At 71.9% G+C, this 18,702-nt stretch carries 15 protein-coding genes and 1 riboswitch; of the genes, 6 read left to right on the top strand and 9 right to left on the bottom strand.

Annotated features, from left to right (window positions below; genetic code table 11):
• Positions 1 to 45 precede the first annotated feature (45 nt).
• Complete coding sequence (locus ACLQ3F_RS24450; protein ID WP_425851624.1) at positions 46 to 1,446, top strand: FAD-binding oxidoreductase; 1,401 nt, start codon at positions 46 to 48, stop codon at positions 1,444 to 1,446.
• Between the two features lie 10 nt (positions 1,447 to 1,456).
• Here the strand turns inward: ACLQ3F_RS24450 and ACLQ3F_RS24445 are convergent, their stop codons facing one another.
• Entirely contained in the window at positions 1,457 to 1,957 is a 501-nt protein-coding gene (locus tag ACLQ3F_RS24445) for a hypothetical protein (protein WP_425851622.1), read from the bottom strand.
• 124 nt (positions 1,958 to 2,081) lie between these two features.
• Positions 2,082 to 3,947 (bottom strand): glycerol-3-phosphate dehydrogenase/oxidase, encoded by a 1,866-nt coding sequence (locus ACLQ3F_RS24440; protein ID WP_357257329.1) that lies wholly within the window; start codon positions 3,945 to 3,947, stop codon positions 2,082 to 2,084.
• A gap of 200 nt (positions 3,948 to 4,147) precedes the next feature.
• Between ACLQ3F_RS24440 and ACLQ3F_RS24435 the strand changes: the two genes are divergently transcribed.
• The 3 genes from ACLQ3F_RS24435 (at position 4,148) to ACLQ3F_RS24425 (ending at position 8,170) form a co-directional block, all read left to right on the top strand.
• Complete coding sequence (locus tag ACLQ3F_RS24435; protein WP_425851620.1) at positions 4,148 to 6,847, top strand: S8 family serine peptidase; 2,700 nt, start codon at positions 4,148 to 4,150, stop codon at positions 6,845 to 6,847.
• A gap of 58 nt (positions 6,848 to 6,905) precedes the next feature.
• Positions 6,906 to 7,844 (top strand): GNAT family N-acetyltransferase, encoded by a 939-nt coding sequence (locus tag ACLQ3F_RS24430; RefSeq protein WP_425851618.1) that lies wholly within the window; start codon positions 6,906 to 6,908, stop codon positions 7,842 to 7,844.
• Positions 7,845 to 7,921: 77 nt separating this feature from the next.
• Positions 7,922 to 8,170: a hypothetical protein gene (locus tag ACLQ3F_RS24425; RefSeq protein WP_425851617.1), complete on the top strand. Its 249-nt coding sequence runs from the start codon at positions 7,922 to 7,924 to the stop codon at positions 8,168 to 8,170.
• A gap of 56 nt (positions 8,171 to 8,226) precedes the next feature.
• Here ACLQ3F_RS24425 and groL read toward each other — a convergent pair whose 3' ends face one another.
• The 3 genes from groL to ACLQ3F_RS24410 all read right to left on the bottom strand — a co-directional run bounded on the left by groL (position 8,227) and on the right by ACLQ3F_RS24410 (position 11,584).
• Positions 8,227 to 9,849, bottom strand: a complete 1,623-nt coding sequence (gene groL / locus ACLQ3F_RS24420) for a chaperonin GroEL (RefSeq protein WP_354882257.1) — start codon at positions 9,847 to 9,849, stop codon at positions 8,227 to 8,229.
• 272 nt (positions 9,850 to 10,121) lie between these two features.
• Entirely contained in the window at positions 10,122 to 11,285 is a 1,164-nt protein-coding gene (locus ACLQ3F_RS24415; protein ID WP_425851615.1) for a hypothetical protein, read from the bottom strand.
• Positions 11,286 to 11,380: 95 nt separating this feature from the next.
• Positions 11,381 to 11,584 carry a cold-shock protein gene (locus tag ACLQ3F_RS24410; protein ID WP_355005844.1) on the bottom strand — a complete coding sequence of 68 codons (204 nt, stop codon included), beginning with the start codon at positions 11,582 to 11,584 and terminating at the stop codon, positions 11,381 to 11,383.
• 326 nt (positions 11,585 to 11,910) lie between these two features.
• Here ACLQ3F_RS24410 and ACLQ3F_RS24405 point away from each other — a divergent pair, with 326 nt between their 5' ends.
• On the top strand, positions 11,911 to 12,441 hold the full coding sequence (locus tag ACLQ3F_RS24405) for a GNAT family N-acetyltransferase (protein ID WP_357194005.1): 531 nt from the start codon (positions 11,911 to 11,913) through the stop codon (positions 12,439 to 12,441).
• Positions 12,442 to 12,608: 167 nt separating this feature from the next.
• Here the strand turns inward: ACLQ3F_RS24405 and paaN are convergent, their stop codons facing one another.
• The 4 genes from paaN to ACLQ3F_RS24385 all read right to left on the bottom strand — a co-directional run bounded on the left by paaN (position 12,609) and on the right by ACLQ3F_RS24385 (position 18,132).
• Positions 12,609 to 14,282: a phenylacetic acid degradation protein PaaN gene (gene paaN / locus ACLQ3F_RS24400; protein ID WP_425851613.1), complete on the bottom strand. Its 1,674-nt coding sequence runs from the start codon at positions 14,280 to 14,282 to the stop codon at positions 12,609 to 12,611.
• A 100-nt stretch (positions 14,283 to 14,382) separates the two neighbouring features.
• Entirely contained in the window at positions 14,383 to 15,402 is a 1,020-nt protein-coding gene (locus tag ACLQ3F_RS24395) for a GNAT family N-acetyltransferase (RefSeq protein ID WP_425851611.1), read from the bottom strand.
• Positions 15,403 to 15,668: 266 nt separating this feature from the next.
• On the bottom strand, positions 15,669 to 16,955 hold the full coding sequence (thrC, locus tag ACLQ3F_RS24390) for a threonine synthase (RefSeq protein ID WP_387352118.1): 1,287 nt from the start codon (positions 16,953 to 16,955) through the stop codon (positions 15,669 to 15,671).
• Positions 16,956 to 16,965: 10 nt separating this feature from the next.
• Positions 16,966 to 17,101, bottom strand: a riboswitch (SAM riboswitch).
• A gap of 68 nt (positions 17,102 to 17,169) precedes the next feature.
• A complete protein-coding gene (locus ACLQ3F_RS24385) occupies positions 17,170 to 18,132 on the bottom strand; it encodes a DMT family transporter (protein ID WP_425851608.1) in 963 nt (320 codons plus the stop codon).
• Between the two features lie 91 nt (positions 18,133 to 18,223).
• Here ACLQ3F_RS24385 and ACLQ3F_RS24380 point away from each other — a divergent pair, with 91 nt between their 5' ends.
• Positions 18,224 to 18,529, top strand: a complete 306-nt coding sequence (locus ACLQ3F_RS24380; RefSeq protein WP_425851606.1) for an ArsR/SmtB family transcription factor — start codon at positions 18,224 to 18,226, stop codon at positions 18,527 to 18,529.
• Positions 18,530 to 18,702: the final 173 nt, after the last annotated feature.

The following is an 18,702-nucleotide window of genomic DNA, read 5'->3' as shown; positions in this document are numbered from 1 at the left end:
TCGATCATGTTGATGATCGCCCGGTACCGCCCTAACCTCGGCTGCATGGCCCCCACCGCGCTCCTCGACGACCTGCGCGCCGCGCTCGGTGACGACGCCGTGCTCACCGACCCGGACCTGCTGCGCCTGCACCAGCGGGACGAGGCCGACCTGTGCGCCGCCGGCGTCCCGCTGGTGGTGACCCGCCCACGCGACACCGAACAGGTGGTCGCCGTGATCCAGGCGGCGGCGCGGCACGGCGTACCGGTGGTGCCGCAGGGCGCGCGGACCGGGCTGGCCGGCGCGGCGAACGCGGTGGACGGCGCGGTGGTGCTCAGCACCGTCGCGATGAACGAGATCCGGGAGATCGACCCGGTGAGCCGGATCGCCGTGGTCCAACCGGGGGTGGTCAACGCGGCCCTGGCCGGGGCGGTGGCGAAACAGGGCCTCTGGTACCCGCCGGACCCCGGCTCCTGGGAGTCGTCCACGATCGGCGGCAACGTGGCCACCAACGCGGGCGGCATGTGCTGTGTGAAGTACGGAGTGACCACCGAGTACGTGCTCGGCCTGGAGGTGGTGCTCGCCTCCGGTGAGGTGCTGCGCACCGGCCGGCGTACGGCCAAGGGGGTGGCCGGCTACGACCTGACCCGACTGTTCGTCGGTTCGGAGGGCACCCTCGGCGTGATCACCGAGGTGACAGTGGCGCTGCGCCCCGCCCCGGCCGACTCACTGACCCTGGTGGCGGTCTTCGGATCCACCGCCACGGCCGGCGCGGCGGTGGCCGAGATCGCGGCTCGCGGGCTCACCCCCAGCCTGCTGGAGTTGCTGGACCAGACCCACCTCCGGGCGATCGAGGCGTACCAACCGATGGGGTTGCGGACCGACGCGCAGGCCCTGTTGCTGGCCGCCGCCGACACCGGCTCCCGGGCGGCGGACGACCTGGCCGTGCTGGCGGAGGTGTGCGAGGCCGTCGGCGCCGACGAGGTCTACGCGGCCACCGACGCGGTGGAGGCGGCGGCGCTGCTCCAGGCTCGCCGGCTGGCCCACCCGGCCATGGAGAAGTTCGCGGCGGACGCCTACCCGGGCGGCATCGGTGGTCTGGTGATCGACGACGTGGCGGTGCCGCGCGGCGCGCTCGCCGCGCTCCTGGACGGGGTCGCCCGGATCGCGGCCGAGTGTGAGGTGCCGATCGGCGTGGTGGGGCACGCCGGGGACGGCAACATGCACCCGAACATCGTTGTCGACCGGGCCGACCCGGCGAGCGTGGAGCGGGGTCGGCGGGCCTTCGACGAGATCATGCGGCTCGGCCTGGACCTGGGCGGCACGTGTACCGGTGAGCACGGGGTGGGGCTGCTCAAGCGGGACTGGCTGGCCCGGGAGATCGGGCCGGTCGGTGTCCGGGTGCATCAGGCGATCAAGTCGGCGCTCGACCCGGCCGGTTTGCTCAACCCGGGCAAGGTGCTCTGAGCGGCTGCGGTCAGCCCTTGACCTCGGCCGGGGTCGCCTGGGTGAGCAGCAGCAGGATCTCCCCGGCGACCGGCGTGAGCTCCTCGCCCGGGCAGTCCTGCGAGGTGATCAGCCCGGCCGAAGTGATGAGGCTGGACGTCAGCGCGTCGATGCAGGTTGTCCGGTACCGCCGGGCCTGATCGGTCTCGTCGGCCAGCTTCGGGTTGGCGAGCAGCACCTGGAGCCGTTCGGTCAGCTCCGGTGCGAGGGTGCCCCGGGAGGTCACGCCGTCGCCGGCGCAGTCGACGCACTGCCACCCGCCGTTCCGTTCGACGCTCAGGGTGCGCATCGGCCCGTCCTCGCCGAGCCGCTGGAGCAGGCTGACCTGACCGGCGGCGACGGTGGTGGGGATCTCCAGCTGCGAGCCGCCACCCGCCGTGCCGGGGGTCGGCTGCGCCACCGGGGTGCTCGGCTTGTCTCCGTCGAACAGGGAGCACCCGGTCAGGGCACCGGCGAGCGCGACGGCGAGCAAGGGTAGGAGCAGACGAGGGCGCGCGCGGGCTAGCACGCGCGGAAACCTACCCCACCGTAGGTAGCGTCCGAAACCACCATCCGGGCCGGTATCGATGGTTACCCATCGGTAACGTCGCAATTCGTCATCGAGCGGACGAGCGCAGCTCCGCCTGGTTGTCGTCGCCCCGGTCGGCCGCGTAACCCCTGACGTCCGGAGCGCCGAGGCGGGCCGCGTCCGCCGCCGCGTCGTCCGGCATCAACTGGGACTGCCGCTCCGCCTCCACCCGAACCCGGTAGTGCTCGACCTCGCGCGCCCGGGTGGCCGCGTCCCAACCGAGCACCGCCCCCATCAACTCGGCGGTGTGCTCCGCCGACTCCAGCCCTCGGTGGCTGGTCTCGAACGAGATGCGGGTCCGCCGGGTCAGCACGTCCTCCAGGTGCAACGCGCCCTCGGCCCGCGCCGCGTACGCGACCTCGGCCGCCAGATACTCCGGAGCACCAGCCAGCGGGGACGCCAGCAGAGGATCGGCGTCGACCAGCGCCAGCAGGTCCAGGGTGAGGGTGCCGTACCGCTCCAGCAGGTGCTCCACCACGCCCACCGGCACGCCGTGCCGGCGGGCCAGGTCGGCCCGGTCCCGCCACATGGCCGGGTAGCCGTCGGCGCCGAGCAGCGGCAGGTCGGCGGTGCGCGACGAGCGAGCGCCACCGAGTCGGCGAGCGGCCCGGTCGACAACGTCGGACGCCATCACCCGGTACGTCGTGTACTTGCCGCCGGCGACCAGCAGCAGCCCGAGCATCGGCTCGAAGACCGCGTGCTCCCGGGAGAGCTTCGAGGTCGAGTCGGCCTCGCCGGCCAGCAGCGGGCGCAGCCCGGCGTACACCCCCTCGATGTCGGCGGTGGTCAGCGGCCGTTCCAGCACGGTGTTGACCTGCTGGAGGAGGTAGTCGATGTCGCGGGCCGAGGCGGCCGGGTGGGAACGGTCCAGCCGCCAGTCGGTGTCAGTGGTGCCGATGATCCAGTGCCCGCCCCACGGGATGACGAAGAGCACCGAACTCGCCGTACGCAGGATGAGCCCCGTCTCGCCGGTGATCGCCGAGCGGGGCACCACCAGGTGCACCCCCTTGGAGGCGCGCACCCGGATGCCGGGTCGCAGGCCGACGTCGTTCAGCATCCGGGACATGTCGTCGCTCCACACGCCGGTGGCGGCGATGACGGTGCGGGCCTGCACCTCGAACTCCGCGTCCGGCGAGCCCGGTGGCGCCTCCAGGTCCCGGACGCGGACGCCGGTCACCTCGCGGGCCTGCCGGATCAACCCGACGGCACGGGCACTGCTCACCACTGTGGCGCCGAGGCTGGCAGCGGTGCGGGCCAGTGTGACAACCAGCCGCGCGTCGTCGACCTGCCCGTCGTAGTAGCGGATCGCCCCGGCCAGCGCGTCGGCCCGCAGACTCGGGAAGATCCGCCGGGCGCCTTCCCGGGTCAGGTGACGGTGCAGGGGCATTCCCCGACCCCCGCCGAAAATCCCGGCGAAGGCGTCGTACGCGGCCACCCCGGCGCCGTAGTACGAGCGCCGGAAGACCCTGGCCGGCAGGTCCCGCAGGCCCCGGCCGGCCGGCAGCGGCACCATGATCGGCACCGGGCGTACCAGGTGCGGCGCGAGCCGGGTGGCCAGCAGGCCGCGCTCGGTGAGCGCCTCGTGGACCAGGTGGAACTCCAACTGCTCCAGATACCGCAGGCCACCGTGGATGAGTTTGCTGGACCGGCTGGAGGTCCCGGCGGCAAGGTCACGTGCCTCGACCAGCGCCACCTTCAGGCCACGGGACGCAGCGTCCAGGGCGGCACCGGCTCCGGTCACCCCGCCCCCGATGACCAGCACGTCGAAGCGTTCGGCACGCAGTCGACGCAGGTCGGACGCACGGCGGACCGGTGAGAGCTGACCGGCGACTGATCGGGAGACATTGGGGTCGCGCACCTGTCCACCGTAACCGTCGAGCCACCGTGTCGACATTCGCCGCCCGCCCCGCACCGCGCCTACCTGCTCCGGAGCGCACGACACGTTCCGCCACCCGATCCCGGCCGACCCATTGCAGATCTTGGACAGTTTCCGTCATCGCGTGACGGAAACTGTCCAAGATCTGCACGCTTCCTCGACGCCTCGGAACCCGACGGTCGGGTCGAAACCCTTCCTCGTAGTCGTAAGGTTCTCGGATGCAAGGTCAACCTGCGTACCAGGGCCCCAGCGGCCGCAGTTCCCCGTGGCCGGTGGTCGCGGCCGTGCTGGTCGGCTGCTGGACGGTTGCGGTCACCGTTGGCACCCAGACCGGGGGCTGGCTCACCGATCAGGTGCTGCTGGGCTTCGGACGGGACCGGCTCGGCTGGCTCTGGCCGGTGCTCGGCCTGGCCACCGTCGTGCTGGTCGGCACGCCCGCCCTCCTGCTTGCCGTCCTGCCCCGGTCGGGCGCGGTCCGGGCCACCGGGCGGGCCTGGTTGATCGGGGCGATCGCGCTCGGCGTGTTCACACTGCTGCGGGCCGTGCCACCGGTGCACCACGAGGCGTACCTCGCCGCGCTGGCCGGCGCCGCATTGCTCAGCGCGCTCGCCGTGCGCTGGTCGGCGCGCCGATGGGCGTACCCCGGGCTGGTCGGCTCGGTCGGCGGCCCGGCACCCACCGGAGGCGGCGACACCACGCGGCCCGAGGCCACCGCAGGCGGCGACGCCCGACGACCCGAAGGCGCCGGAGGCGGCGACGTCACGCCGCCCGAGGCCGCCAGAGACAGCGACGCCACGCCGCCCGAGGCCACCGGAGGCGCGGAGTCGGTCGGACGGCGCGTGCGCCGTGTCGGCCCGGTGCCGCTGCTCGCGATGGCCGCCGGGTTGGCGCTGCTGCTGCCGTGGGCGTGGCTTGGCGCGCTCGGTGGCCTCTTGGAGACCGCTCTCGCGCTGGTGGCGGCCGCCGCGCTCGGGGTGCTCGCCGCGACTCTGCTGGACGCCCCCTTCTGGGCCCAGTTCGCTGTTGGGCGACCACCCCGGCCGGCTCGGCTGGTGCTGGTCGGCGGTCTTGTCGCCGGGGTGGCGCTGCTGCTGCTCGCGGCCGGGACCGGGCAGTCCGGCGCGCAGTTGCCCGCGCTGCTGACCCTGCCGCCGGTGGGTTTCGCGCTGGCCGCGCTCTGGGCCGCGACCCGGCGGCCCACCGCCAACCCGGCCGAGGCCGAGCCCCGGGCCGCGACCCGGCGGCCCACCGCCAACCCGGCCGAGGCCGCGCTCTGGGCCGCGACCCGGCGGCCCACCGCCGACCCGGCCGAGGCCGTGCGCGCCGGCCGAGCGGCGACCGGTTGGCTCGTGGGCCTGGCCGCGCTCGGCCCGCTGGCCTTCACCGACCCGGAAGAGATCAGCCTGCTGCTGGTCGGCACCCGGGACATCCCGTTCTGGGTGGCGGCTGCCGCCGGCGTCGGGCTCGCCGTCGCGGTCCTGGTCGCCATCGGGTACGCGGTGCTGCTCGCCCGGCCGACGGCACGCACCCCGAGCAGGCGGATGGCAGCGGTGGCGGCCGTGGTGCTGCTGGTGGCGTTCGGGGCTGTCGACCTGGGCCCCGGCCAGCCGGGCCTGTACGGCGAGCGGCTGTTCGTGGTGCTGCGCACGCAGGCCGACCTGAGCGGTCTCCCGGCCGCCGCGCCGGGCCGGGCCGGACGGGACGCCCGCGCGGCGGAGGTCTACCGGCGGCTGGTGACGACCGCCGAGCAGAGCCAGGGCGACCTGCTCCGGGGGTTGAACCGGCTGCGGCTCGACCCGGTGTCGTACTACCTGGTCAACGCGGTCGAGGTGAACGGCGGCCCGGCGGTGCGGGCCTGGCTCGCCCGCCGGCCGGAGGTGGCGCGGGTGCTGGTCAGCCAGCGCCTGCGACCGTTGCCGGCCCCGGCCGGGCAGAGCCGCGGCACCCTGCCCAAGCCCAGCGGCCCGGAGTGGAACATCCGTCAGATCGGCGCCGACCGGGTGTGGTCCCAACTTCGGGTCACCGGCGCGGGCATCGTGGTCGGCAGCTCCGACTCGGGAGTGGACGGCGGCCATCCGGCGCTACGCGCCGGGTTCCGTGGTGGGGACGACTCCTGGTTCGACCCGTGGGACGACACCCGGAGCCCGACCGACCAGGGCGGGCACGGCACCCACACGGTGGGCAGCGCGGTCGGGCGGGACGGCATCGGGGTGGCCCCGGACGCGCAGTGGGTGGGCTGCGTCAACCTGGATCGCAACCTCGGCAGCCCCGCGCACTACCTGGACTGTCTCCAGTTCATGTTGGCGCCCTTCCCGGCCGGCGGCGACCCGTTCACCGACGGCCGTCCGGAGCGCGCCCCGCAGGTGCTGACCAACTCGTGGGGCTGCCCGCCCATCGAGGGTTGCGACCAACGCGTTCTGCGGCCGGCCACCGCCGCCCTCGACGCCGCCGGGATCTTCGTGGTCGCCGCGGCCGGGAACACCGGCCCGTGGTGCGCGTCGATCGACGATCCGCCCGCCCCCTACCCGGACGTGCTGACAGTGGGCGCGGTGGACGACCAGCGGCGCGTCGCCGAGTTCTCGTCGCGCGGACCGGTGCCGGGCGGCTCGGGTAAACCGGACGTGCTGGCACCGGGGGTGGGTGTGGTGTCGGCCATGCCGGGCGGCACCTACGCCAAGCTGGACGGCACGTCGATGGCGACCCCGCAGGTGGCCGGGGTGGTCGCGCTGATGTGGTCGGCGAACCCGGCGCTGGTCGGCGACGTGACCCGGACCCGGCAGATCCTGCGGGACACCGCCACTGAGGTGACGCCCACCTATCGCTCCGACAGTCCCTCCGACGCCTGCGGCGCTCCGGCGAACGTCACCGGCGCCGGCCAGGTCGACGCCTACGCCGCCGTTCGCGCCGCCCAGGGGTGATCGTCGCCCCACGGGCGGGGGGTGCGGCTCGACATCCGGTGATCTAGGGTCGGCGACCATGGACGCCGAGATCACCGTCACCGAGCTGACCGCCGACCTGGTCACCAGCGTCGTACAGCTCTGCCAGCAGGCGCTCGACCTGCCCGAGGACTCCGCCGAGGCGGCTTCCATAGTGGACGTGCTCTGGACCCGGGCCGCCGCCGCCGACCGGCCCGTGGTCGGGCTGGGCGCGTACCGAGGTGCGGACCTGGTGGGGGTGCTGATCTGCTCGGTGTCGTCAATCGAGACGGGGATCGGGCACGTCGACCTGGTCGCGGTCCTTGCGGATCAGCGGCGTCGGGGGGTCGGCCGGGCGCTGCTCCAGCGGGCCGAGCAGGTGCTCGCCGACCGTGGGGCGACCGAGGTGCTGCTGGCCGGGAACCCGCCGTACTACGCGTGGCCGGGGATCGACGTCCGCTACACGCCGGCGGTCTGCGCTGCCCTCGCACTCGGCTACCAGCAGGACCGGACCGCTTGGAACATGACCGCGGACCTGTCGTACGACGGGTCGCCGGCACTGCGGTCCACCGAGGCGACGGAGCGGCGGCTGGCCGACCAGGGCGTCACGGTACGCCGGGCGGAGCCGGCGGACCTTCCGGCGCTGACCGCGTTCGCCCGGTCCACCTTCGGCGGAACGTGGGACGGCGAGCTGGCCGGTTCGGTGGGGCGCCCCGACGCCGGTTGCCACCTGGCGGAGCGGGACGGCGAGGTGCTCGGCTTCGCCGCGTACGGGTCGTCCCGGCCGAGTTGGTTCGGGCCGATGGGCACCGCACCGGCCGCGGAGGGGTCGGGCATCGGTGGGGTGCTGTTGCGGCGCTGCCTGCGCGACCAGCGGGCGGCTGGGCTGGACCGGGCACAGATCGGCTGGGTAGGACCGGTGCCGTTCTACTCGGGCAGCGCGGGTGCGCGGATCGAGCGGGTCTTCTTCCTGTACCGGCGGACCCTGTCCGGGGGATAAACGGGCAAACAGGACATAGATCCATTCGCCCGCATCGGCCAACGACGCCCCCTACCGTTTCGGTAGAGGAGGCAGCCATGACCACGGATGACAACCAGACCGAGGACGGCCCGCCGATCACCTGGAAACCGGTGGGTGAACTCCCCGGCCAACTGCCGTTCGACAGGCTCGACTACGGCGACGCCGAGCAACTGGCCGAGATGACCACCGACGGCGAGCCGCCGGTGGCCGAGGAACCGCAGGAGATGGTGGACGCGCCGATCCAGCTGCTCCCGCCGTACAACCGGGCACAGAAACGGCGCAACCAGCGCCCACTGCCGACCTGACGACGAACGGGGCGGACCGCGTCAGCGGCCCGCCCCGTTCGGTGTCGGAACTGGACTCAGAAGTCCATGTCCCCGCCACCCGGGCCAGCCGGGGCAGCCGGGGTCTTCTCCGGCTTGTCCGCGACAACAGCCTCGGTGGTGAGGAAGAGCGCCGCGATGGAAGCGGCGTTCTGCAGCGCCGAACGCGTCACCTTGGCCGGGTCGATGATGCCCGCGGCCAGCAGGTCGACGTACTCGCCGTTGGCGGCGTTCAGACCGTGACCGGCCTCGATGTTGCGGACCTTCTCCACCACGACGCCGCCCTCAAGGCCGGCGTTGACGGCGATCTGCCGCAGCGGGGCGTCCAGCGCGACCTTGACGATGTTCGCACCGGTCGCCTCGTCGCCGACCAGGTCGAGCTTGTCGAAGGCGGTCTTGCCGGCCTGCACCAGCGCGACGCCACCACCCGGGACGATGCCCTCTTCGACGGCCGCCTTCGCGTTGCGAACGGCGTCCTCGATGCGGTGCTTGCGCTCCTTGAGCTCGACCTCGGTGGCCGCGCCGACCTTGATGACCGCGACGCCGCCGGCCAGCTTGGCCAGCCGCTCCTGCAGCTTCTCGCGGTCGTAGTCGGAGTCGCTCTTGTCGATCTCGGCCCGGATCTGGTTGACCCGGCCCTGGATCTGCTCGGCGTCACCGGCACCGTCGACGATGGTGGTCTCGTCCTTGGTCACCACGACCTTGCGGGCGCGGCCCAGCATGTCGACGCTGGCGGCGTCGAGCTTGAGGCCGACCTCCTCGCTGATGACCTGGCCACCGGCGAGGATGGCGATGTCGGTCAGCATGGCCTTGCGACGGTCACCGAAGCCCGGCGCCTTGACGGCGACCGACTTGAAGGTGCCACGGACCTTGTTGACCACCAGGGTGGCGAGAGCCTCGCCCTCCAGGTCCTCGGCGATGATCAGCAGCGGCTTGCCCGACTGCATGACCTTCTCCAGGATCGGGAGCAGGTCCTTCACCGACGAGATCTTGCTGTTGGCGATCAGGATGTACGGGTCGTCGAAGACGGCCTCCATACGCTCCGGGTCGGTCATGAAGTAGGCCGAGATGTAGCCCTTGTCGAAGCGCATACCCTCGGTGAGCTCCAGCTCCAGCCCGAAGGTGTTGCTCTCCTCGACGGTGATGACGCCTTCCTTGCCGACCTTGTCCATCGCCTCGGCGATGATCTCGCCGACGGTGCTGTCGCCAGCGGAGATGGAGGCGGTGGAGGCGATCTGCTCCTTGGTCTCGACGTCCTTGGCGAGCTTGGACAGCTCCTCCGAGACGCTCGCGACCGCGGCCTCGATGCCCCGCTTCAGGGCCATCGGGTTGGCACCGGCGGCCACGTTGCGCAGGCCCTCGCGAACCAGGGCCTGGGCCAGGACGGTCGCCGTCGTCGTGCCGTCACCGGCAACGTCGTCGGTCTTCTTGGCGACCTCCTTGACCAGCTCAGCGCCGATCTTCTCGTACGGGTCCTCGAGCTCGATCTCCTTGGCGATGCTCACACCATCGTTGGTGATGGTGGGGGCACCCCACTTCTTCTCGAGCACGACGTTGCGGCCCTTGGGGCCGAGGGTCACCTTTACGGCGTCGGCGAGCTGGTTCATGCCCCGCTCGAGGCCGCGGCGAGCCTCTTCGTCGAAAGCGATCATCTTGGCCATACGGCGTTGTCCTCCTGGACACTCACGGGCCACCCGAGATGTGTGCCCCGGATGGGCCGCCTGGTGTGCGCACCTAGGGACGTCGCCACCTGGCGACGACGACGTCCTTCGGCCGGGCCGGATAGCCCGCGACGACCGGCCATGTGCTGCCCCGGTGTCTCCACACCGGCACAACCTGGCCCCACCGTCCCGACCGTTGGCACTCACGGTATGCGAGTGCCAATGACTTGTTTAGCACTCTCCCCTGCCGAGTGCAAGCACGATGCCGCCGCTCAGCCGAGTTCCGCGGCCAGTCCAGCGCTGTTCACCGGCGCCTCATGGGCACGCTGCTCGACGTACGTCACCAGCAGACCGACCATCTGCGCGAGATGGGCCGGCAGGGCCAGCACGGCGGTGATCCCGATCACCACCACCGCCCCGGCTGCGGTACCCGCCGAGGAGAACGGGTCCGTTCCGAGCGCGCCGGTGCCGATCCCTTCCAGGGCACCGGGGATCAACGTGCCGACGATCACCGCCACGGCCACCAGGGCCACCCGTCCGAGCAGCAGGCCGAGTCGGTCGTGGAACATCCGGAACGATCGACCGATCGGGTTGTGCCGTTCGAAGAGATAGACCGGGCCGGCCATGCTCAGCGCGAAGGCCAGGTAGATGCCCGGCAGCACGCAGAAGCAGACACCGACCCCGATGAGCAGACTGACGAGCAGGGTCCAGGCCCACAGCCCGAGTGCCCGGCGCGAGCCGTAGCGCAACGCGGACTCCAGGCTGGCCGGCTGACCGGCCGCCTGCTGGGTGATCACCCAGGTGCCGGCGGCCCACCCGACGGCCTGCACCAACCCGACGACGAGGCTGCCGCCGAGCAACAGGACCAGGAGGCTCAGCAGTTCGGCGACGAAATTGTCCGGCAGCGCGGGGGTCGACGTCGATCCGGCCTGGGCGGACCACTTCGCCGACGGGTCCAGCCCGAGGGAGACCACCGAGAGCACCGCCGCGGGCAGCACCTGGGTGAGCAGCATGATCGGCACCAACTGCCGCCAGCCCCGGCGCAGCGCTCCCCCGCACCGGTTGAACCAGCCGCCGATACCCGCGCCGGGCGGCGTGACCAGGGCATCGTTCGGGTCAACCCCGTACCCCGGCGGATACCAGCCGACCGGCGGCCCCGGGTACCACGGCTGCCCGCCGTAGGGACCCGACCCGGGCGGGTAGCCCCCGGTGGGCGGGAACGCCCAGCCCTGCGGTGGCGGGGCCGCACCCCAGGCACCCTGCGCGGGATCCCAGCCGGGCTGCGGACCGGCGGGGCCGGAGGACGGGCCGGCCGGGGGCGTGCCCGGCCCCCAGCCGGGCGGCGGGCCGGCGTGACCGGGGCTGCCGGCGGGCGAGGACGGGTCCGGCTCCCCCGACCCGGAGGACGGAGTGTGCGGGGGTGGCTGGTCGGTCATGAACGCTCCTCAGCATCGGCTGGAACGGTTCACGATCTTCCCGGGTACGCGCCAGTGCCGCAGCCCCGACTCACGGGGCCGATCGGCCAGGAAGCTCAGTCGATGACGCGTACGTGCTCTGCCTGTGGGCCCTTCTGGCCCTGGGTGATCTCGAACTCGACCCGCTGACCGTCGTCCAGCGCCTTGTAACCGTCCATCTCGATCGCGGAGAAGTGGACAAAAACGTCCTGCCCGCCGTCGACGGCGATGAAGCCGTAGCCCTTTTCGGCGTTGAACCACTTCACGGAGCCCTGTGCCACTGTGCACTTCCCTCACTCTGCCCGGCGTTGCCTGACTCGGCGCACGGCACAGCCGGACGCCCCGGACCACCGACTCAGCGATCGATGACCGCCATTGAAGAAGGTGACCGAAATCGCACGCTACACGAGGACTGACGGCCGCGCACTGCCACAAAACAGACACACTCCGAGGCGCACCGGCCGCGCTGATCGGCCGGATTCCCGAGCCACCGGATTCGCCCGCGTCATTGCCGAAATGGAGGGACGGTCGCCGGGCGGCCCCGAGATGAGGGCGATCGGCCCCAGCTCGCGAAACGCCATCCCTGCCCTGTGGTAGGCATGCGGACATGACCACCGACATGGGCCCGCCGGCAGTGCGGCTCGCGGAGATCCGCCGGGTCCGGCCGGAGGACGCCGCCCGGATGCGGGCGCTGCGCCTGGAGATGCTGGCCGACGCGCCGTTGGCCTTCCTGGAGACCCTGGCGGACGCGGCGGCCCGACCGCACAACGAGTTCGCCGCCCGGGTCGCGTACACCTCGGCCGGTGCCGGTAACGCGCAGTTCGTCGCCGACCCGGGCGGCCGGCTGGTCGGGCACGCCGGTGGTACGACCCACCCGAACGAACCGGGACTGACCGTGATCTACGCCGTGTACGTCACGCCGACCTGGCGCGGCAGTGGCCTGCTCGGCGAGCTGATCGACGGGGTGGCCGCCTGGTCGCGGGCCTGTGGCCGGCCGGAACTGCTGCTGGAGGTGGTGGTCGGCAACGACCGCGCCTACCGCGCCTATCAGCGCCTGGGCTTCAAGGACACCGGGGTACGGGTCCCCCACCCGAACATCCCAGCCCTAACCGAGCTACAGATGCGCCGAACAGCCTAGAACCAAGACTCATCCCAAGGCAGAACCACTGAGATGCCCTAAAGAAGCCGGCAGCGACGCCACCGCCGTGCCCACAACGGGTTTCCGGGGCAGCCCGACCCGCGCAGGGATCAAGCCTGACCGCCCGAAGCGGGTCGGGCTGCCCCGGAAACCCCAACCGCAACCACCTACACGTGACGCCGCGACTGAACAATCCGGAACCGGTTCGCCACGTACGCCCCGTCGGTCAGCGCCGAGTTGGCCGCCGCGTTGGCTCCACTGCCATGGAAGTCGGAGAACGCCGCCGACTGGTTCACGAAGACACCGCCGGTGAGGTTGCAGGACAGGTGCACCCCGACCTCGACCGCCACCGCCTCGGTTGCGTCCAGCACTGCCTCGTCGGTCGAGTAGACACCGGCGGTGAGCGCGCCCTTCTCGCCGACCGTCCGGCGCAGCAGTTCCAGGCTGTGCGTGGTCGAGTCGGTAGCGATGGCGAACGAGATCGGCCCGAACCATTCCCGGCCGTACGTCTCCGAGTCGTCAGCGGTCAGCTTCACGATCATCGGGGTACGCACCACCGCGTCGGCGTACGACGGGTGGGCCACGGCCCGCGACTCCAGCACCGGCTCGCCGACCTTGGTCACCTCGGCCAGCCGCTCCAGAACCCCGTCGTTGACGATGGCGCCGGTCAGCTCCACACCCCGGGCCGGGTCGGCGGTGAGCTTGCCGACGGCGGCGGCGATCCCGCCGGCCACCTCGTCGAAGCTCTTGTGCCCCTGGTCGGTCTCGATGCCCCCGGCCGGGATGAGGATGTTCTGTGAGGTGGTGCACATCTGCCCGCTGTAGAGGGTCAGCGTGAACCCGAGGTTGCGGCACATGCCGGCGAAGTCGTCGGTGGAGTCGACGACGACGGTGTTGAGGCCGGCCTTCTCGGTGTAGACCGATGCCTGCCGGGCATGCGTCTCCAGCCAGTCGCCGTACTCGGTGGAGCCGGTGAAGTCGACGATCCGGATGGCCCGGTGCAGGGCCAGGTCACTGGCGAGCTTCTCACCGGGCGCCTCGGCCGCCAGCATGATCAGGTTCGGGTCGAACCCGGCCTCGGCGAGCACCTCCCGGGCGTACCTCACGGTGATGGCCAGCGGCAGCACCGCGCGCGGGTGCGGCTTGACGATCACCGGGTTGCCGGTGACCAGCGAGGCGAACAGCCCGGGGTACGAGTTCCAGGTCGGGAAGGTATTGCAGCCGATCACCAGCGCCACCCCACGCGGCACCACGTGGAACGTCTTGGTCATCCGCAGCGGGTCACCCTTGCCGGCGGCCTTCTCCCAGCCCGCCGTGCCCGGGTGCCGGGTCATCTCGGCGTACGCGTACGCCAGCGCCTCCAGCGCCCGGTCCAGCGCGTGCGCGCCACCGGCCTGGAAGGCCATCACGAACGCCTGCCCGCTGGTGAACTGCACAGCGTTGGCCAGCTCGAAGATGTGCTTGTGCAGCCGGTCGAGGATCTCCAGGCAGACGCCCACCCGGGCCTGCGGGCCGGCGTCGCGCCACGCCGGCAGCGCGGCGGAGGCCGCGTCGATCAGCTCACCGGGGCCGGCGTGTGGGTAACGCACCGCCAACTCCACCCCGAACGGGCTCGTCTCGGTGGCGACCCGAACGCCAGTGCCGGGCTGGTCGAGCGGGAAGTCACCGCCGAGGTACGCCTCGAAGGCGGCCTTACCGTCCGCGGCGGCGGTCTCGCCGTACACCCGGGGGCTGGGGGATTCGGGATAGGCGGACCAGTAGCCCCGCTCCGTGATCGCGGTCAGCGCACGGTTGAGGGTGTCGGCGTGCCTGTCGTACAGGGGATGCGGGGTCTCCGTCATGCCCGCCATCATGCCTGAGTCCCCACCGCGAGCAGTAGCGCGAATGCCCGGCAGCGGTTCGTGCCTGAGTCAGGTCCGCGAGCAGTAGCGCCGATACCCGTCAGAGGGTGAGCTGCCAGTCGGTCCACCGGTCCACCGCGCGGAAGCCGAGCTGTTCGTTGATCGCCACCATGTAGCTGTTGCTGGCCGCGTTGAAAGTGTCGATCACCTGTACCGCCGGCTCGTGGGTGAGCAGGTGGTGCAGGTTCTCGGCCTTGGCGATGAGGCCGAGCCGGTGCCCACGGTGGGCCGGGTCGACGATGGTGATCTGCTGGAACGCGTGCCAACCGGCGGCGGCGCCCACGTCCAGCAGGGTCCAGGCGACCAGCCGGCCGGACCCCTCGTGTCGCATCCCGAGGTGGTAGCGCCGCCGGCCCCGGGCGTCCAGCGCCCGTTCGTTGCCGCGGATCCGCTCGGCGTCCACCTGCTCCGGTTCCCACTGCACGTCGCCCATGGGCGCGTCCATCAGCAACCGGCCATCCAGGTAGGCGATGTCGGCGACGTACTCCGGTGGGGTGGAGCCCTGCCAGCAGACCGAGTGATAGCCCTTGGCTCGGGGTTGTGCCTCGGCGAGCGCCGCGCGCAGAGCGACCCGGTCGATGTCGCCGACGTCGAGCCGTCGGCGTACCTCGGCGAGAGCGGGCTGGGCTCCGGTCGCGGCGGCGAACGCGTCACCGGCCACGCTTCGGGCCGGCCCGCCGGGCAGCGCGGAGACGGTCATCGCCACCACCCGCTTACGGCCGTGCTCGCGGAGCAGGCGCAGCCCGTACTCGTGCAGGGCCCGGCCGACGCCCCGGCGCCGCAGCTGCGGATGCACCAGCAGCTCAGCGGTGGCGTTGTCGGTGTTGTCGAGCTGCGGCAGGTCCAGTTGGAGGTAGCCGGCCGGCACGCCGTCCAGACGGGCCAGCGCCCAGAGCGACCGGGTACCGGGCATCGGCGTGTGGAACAACGCGTCGAAGCGGCGCCGGCAGGAGGGCGGGAAGTCCGGCACATCGGCGTCGTTGGCCGCCGACCCGATCCGGTACGCCTCGTCGACCGAAGTCCGGTCAGCGCCGTCGAACGACGCGATGGTGATGCTCATGCCGGTGAGCGTGCACCGTACAAAAGCGATCGGGCCAGCGAATTACTCGCTGGCCCGATCGAACGTTGGTCGGGAGGGACACTCGCACAACGCCTCCGGCGTTGGGTCGCAAGAACTTCAAAAGTCTTCGGCGAAATGCCCTCCCGCACGGAGCATCTTGCGCCGTCCGGTTCCTGCCGTCAAGTCCGTAGGGGCGGGTTTTCCACACTCACAGCGAAAACCCAGTTACCGACTGATCCACCCGGCCCCGGTGCCGGGCGGGCCGTTCAGCCCAGGAGGCCGGCGTCGCGGGCCGCCCGCAGCGAGGGCTTGATGTGGTGGGTCGGCCCGACCTGGCCGGCCACCGCGTCGATGGTCTTCAGACCCTCACCGGTGTTGAACACGACGGTCTCGGCCGTCGGGTCGAGCCGACCGGACTCGACCAGTTTGCGCAGCACCGCCACTGTGACCCCACCGGCGGTTTCCGCGAAGACCCCGGTGGTACGGGCCAGATCGCGGATGCCCGCGCGGATCTCGTCGTCGTCGACGTACTCCATCCAGCCGCCGGTACGGCGGACCGCCTCCAGGGCGTAGAGGCCGGCCGCCGGGTCGCCGATGTTGAGTGACTTGGCGATGCCGGTGGGCTTGACCGGGACGATCGTGTCGGTCTCGGCGTGCAGTGCGACGGCGATCGGGTTGCAGCCGGCGGACTGCGCCCCGAAGACCTTCCAGCCGTCGGCGGGCGCCTCGACCAGGCCGATCTCCACCAGCTCGGAGAACGCCTTGTCAATCTTGGTGAGCAGCTCGCCGCTGGCCATCGGGATGACCACCTGCGCCGGGATCCGCCAGCCGAGCTGCTCGGCCACCTCGTAGCCGAGGGTCTTGGAGCCCTCCGCGTAGTACGGCCGGACGTTCACGTTGACGAACGCGGTGTCCTCGAATTCGTCGGTCTCCACCAGCTCACCGCAGAGCCGGTTGACATCGTCGTACGAGCCGTCGATGGCGACCAGCTCGCCGCCGTAGACGGCGGTGGTGATGACCTTGCCCTGTTCCAGGTCGCTGGGGATGAAGACCACCGAGGGCACCCCGGCGCGGGCCGCGTGGGCGGCCACCGAGTTGGCCAGGTTGCCGGTCGACGCGCAGGCGAACCGGCTGAAGCCGAGGGCCTTGGCGGCGGTGAGCGCCACCGAGACGACCCGGTCCTTGAACGAGTGGGTGGGGTTGGCGCTGTCGTCCTTGACCCAGAGCGGCGCGGTGATGCCCAGCTCGGCGGCGAGGTGCGGGGCCGCCACCAGTGGGGTCAGGCCCGGGTCGAGGGTGACCCGGGTGGCCGGGTCCTGACCGGCGGGGAGCAGGGCGGCGTACCGCCAGATGTTGTTCGGGCCGGCCTCGATCTGCTCGCGGGTGACCGTGGCCAGCGCGGCGGTGTCGTAGTCGACTTCCAGCGGGCCGAAACACTCGTAACAGGCGTGCTGGGCGGCGAGCGGGTAGCGGGCCGAACAGGCACGGCAGACCAGGGCGCGGGCGGGGCTGGCAGCGGTGTCGATGCCGGAGGCGACGAGCGTCGACGTCATGTCGAGAGTCCTCTCATCTTTCCCCGCATCGCACGGTGCGGCGGGGACGGAATTGGCACCTGCCCCGCGGGTCGCTCAGCGGTGAGCGCGCGGGGTGGTTGCCGGGGCGTCGTCGGGCCGTATCCCTCAGCCCCTCTGGATGAGGTATTCAGTTGTGCCGTCGAGTCTAGGACAACGCTGTCGGCCGCTGCTACCACTGATCCCAGGTATTGGGTCAGCGGAAACTCACCGCGACGGGGTCGGTCACCGCGATCGGGTCCGTCACCGCGCTCGGCCGGGGCAGCGCCGTGGCCCGGGGCCGGGCGGCGAGGTTCGCGGCGATCAGGGCGGCGATCGTGATGGCGGCCCCGACCAGCTCGACGGGCTCCGGGCGGTAGCCGCGGGCGATCTGCACCGCGAAGGTGGTCACCGGGACCAGGTTCATGAACAGCGCGGCGTTGGCGGCGCCGAGTCGCTGCACGCCGGTGTTCCAGGCCAGGACCGCGATCACGGCACCCACCAGCACGGCGTACGCCAGTTGCGGGGCGACCGCCACGAGGTCGGCGGCGGCCGGCGCGTGCTGCCAGCCGACGGCGTCGGCGCCGATGCTCAGGACGAGCATGGCGGCCGTGCCGGCGAGCGCGGTCAGTGTGGTGAAGCGCAGCGGCGACCACTCGCCGAACCGGCTGGCGCCGTGGGTGTAGATGCCCCAACCCAGCACCGCGCCGATCATCATGAGCCCACCGAGACCGAACTGGCCGAGCCCGGCCAGGCTCCCGCGCGTGATCACCAGACCGACGCCGACGAGCGCCACGAGGGAGAGGGCCAGCAGGAGCGGCTTCGGGCGTACGCCGTCGCGAGCCCAGCGGACCAGCTGGGTGATCACCGGGGTGGTGGCCACGAAGAGGGAGATCTGCTGCGGGGCGGCGTGTTCCAGCGCCAGGTTGGTGAGCAGGTTGAAGCCCGCGAAGCCGACCACTCCGAGCACCACCACCTCCAGCGCCCGGCCGCCGTGGCGGAGCGCGCCGGCACCCTCGCGGAGCAGCAGGATGGCGACCAGGACGACGGCGGCCAGCAGGTAGCGCGCGGTGGTCAGGTTGAGCGGGTCGACGCGGTGAAGCGCGCTGGCCAGGATCGGGAACATCACGCCCCAGCCGAGCACGGCGACCAGTGGGTACGCGGTGGCGCGGGATCGCATTGGCAACTCCAATGTTCGAGTATCGTCGAACCAACGACACTGACCATAGGGCGTCGTTCGATGGTTGTCGAACAAGGGTTACACTGGTCACATGGAGCCGCAGGAGCCCGACCTGACCGCCGTACCGGTCACCAACGTGTTGGCCGCACTCGCCGACGACGTGCGGCTGCAGATCGTCCGGGCGCTCGCCGAGGGCGGCGAGTCCGCCTGCGGCAGTTTCGACTTCGGCGTCTCCAAGGCGACCCGCAGCCACCACCTCAAGGTGCTGCGCGAGGCGGGGCTGACCCGGACCCGGGCGGCCGGCACCAGCCGACTGGTCCGGCTCCGCCGGGACGAGCTGGACAAGCTCTACCCCGGCCTGCTGGACGCGGTCCTCACCCAGCGCCCGCCGGCCTGACCCCGCCCCGCCTTCGCTCGCCGGCTGCGGTCCGCGTGGCCGCACCAACCGGTTGGCGGCGGCACGTGACCTCGGCGGTCGGGACATGTCCCCGACGCTCGCTGTGGAGCTGAGTCGTCTACGACATCAACGAAGAGGTGGCACCACGACCGGGAGTGTCGGGCGGCCCCGGG

The organism is Micromonospora sp. DT15, from assembly GCF_049841475.1.
Taxonomy (GTDB): domain Bacteria; phylum Actinomycetota; class Actinomycetes; order Mycobacteriales; family Micromonosporaceae; genus Micromonospora.
Note: the sequence above shows the minus strand (reverse complement) of the source record. Positions and strands in the feature narration are given on the sequence as shown.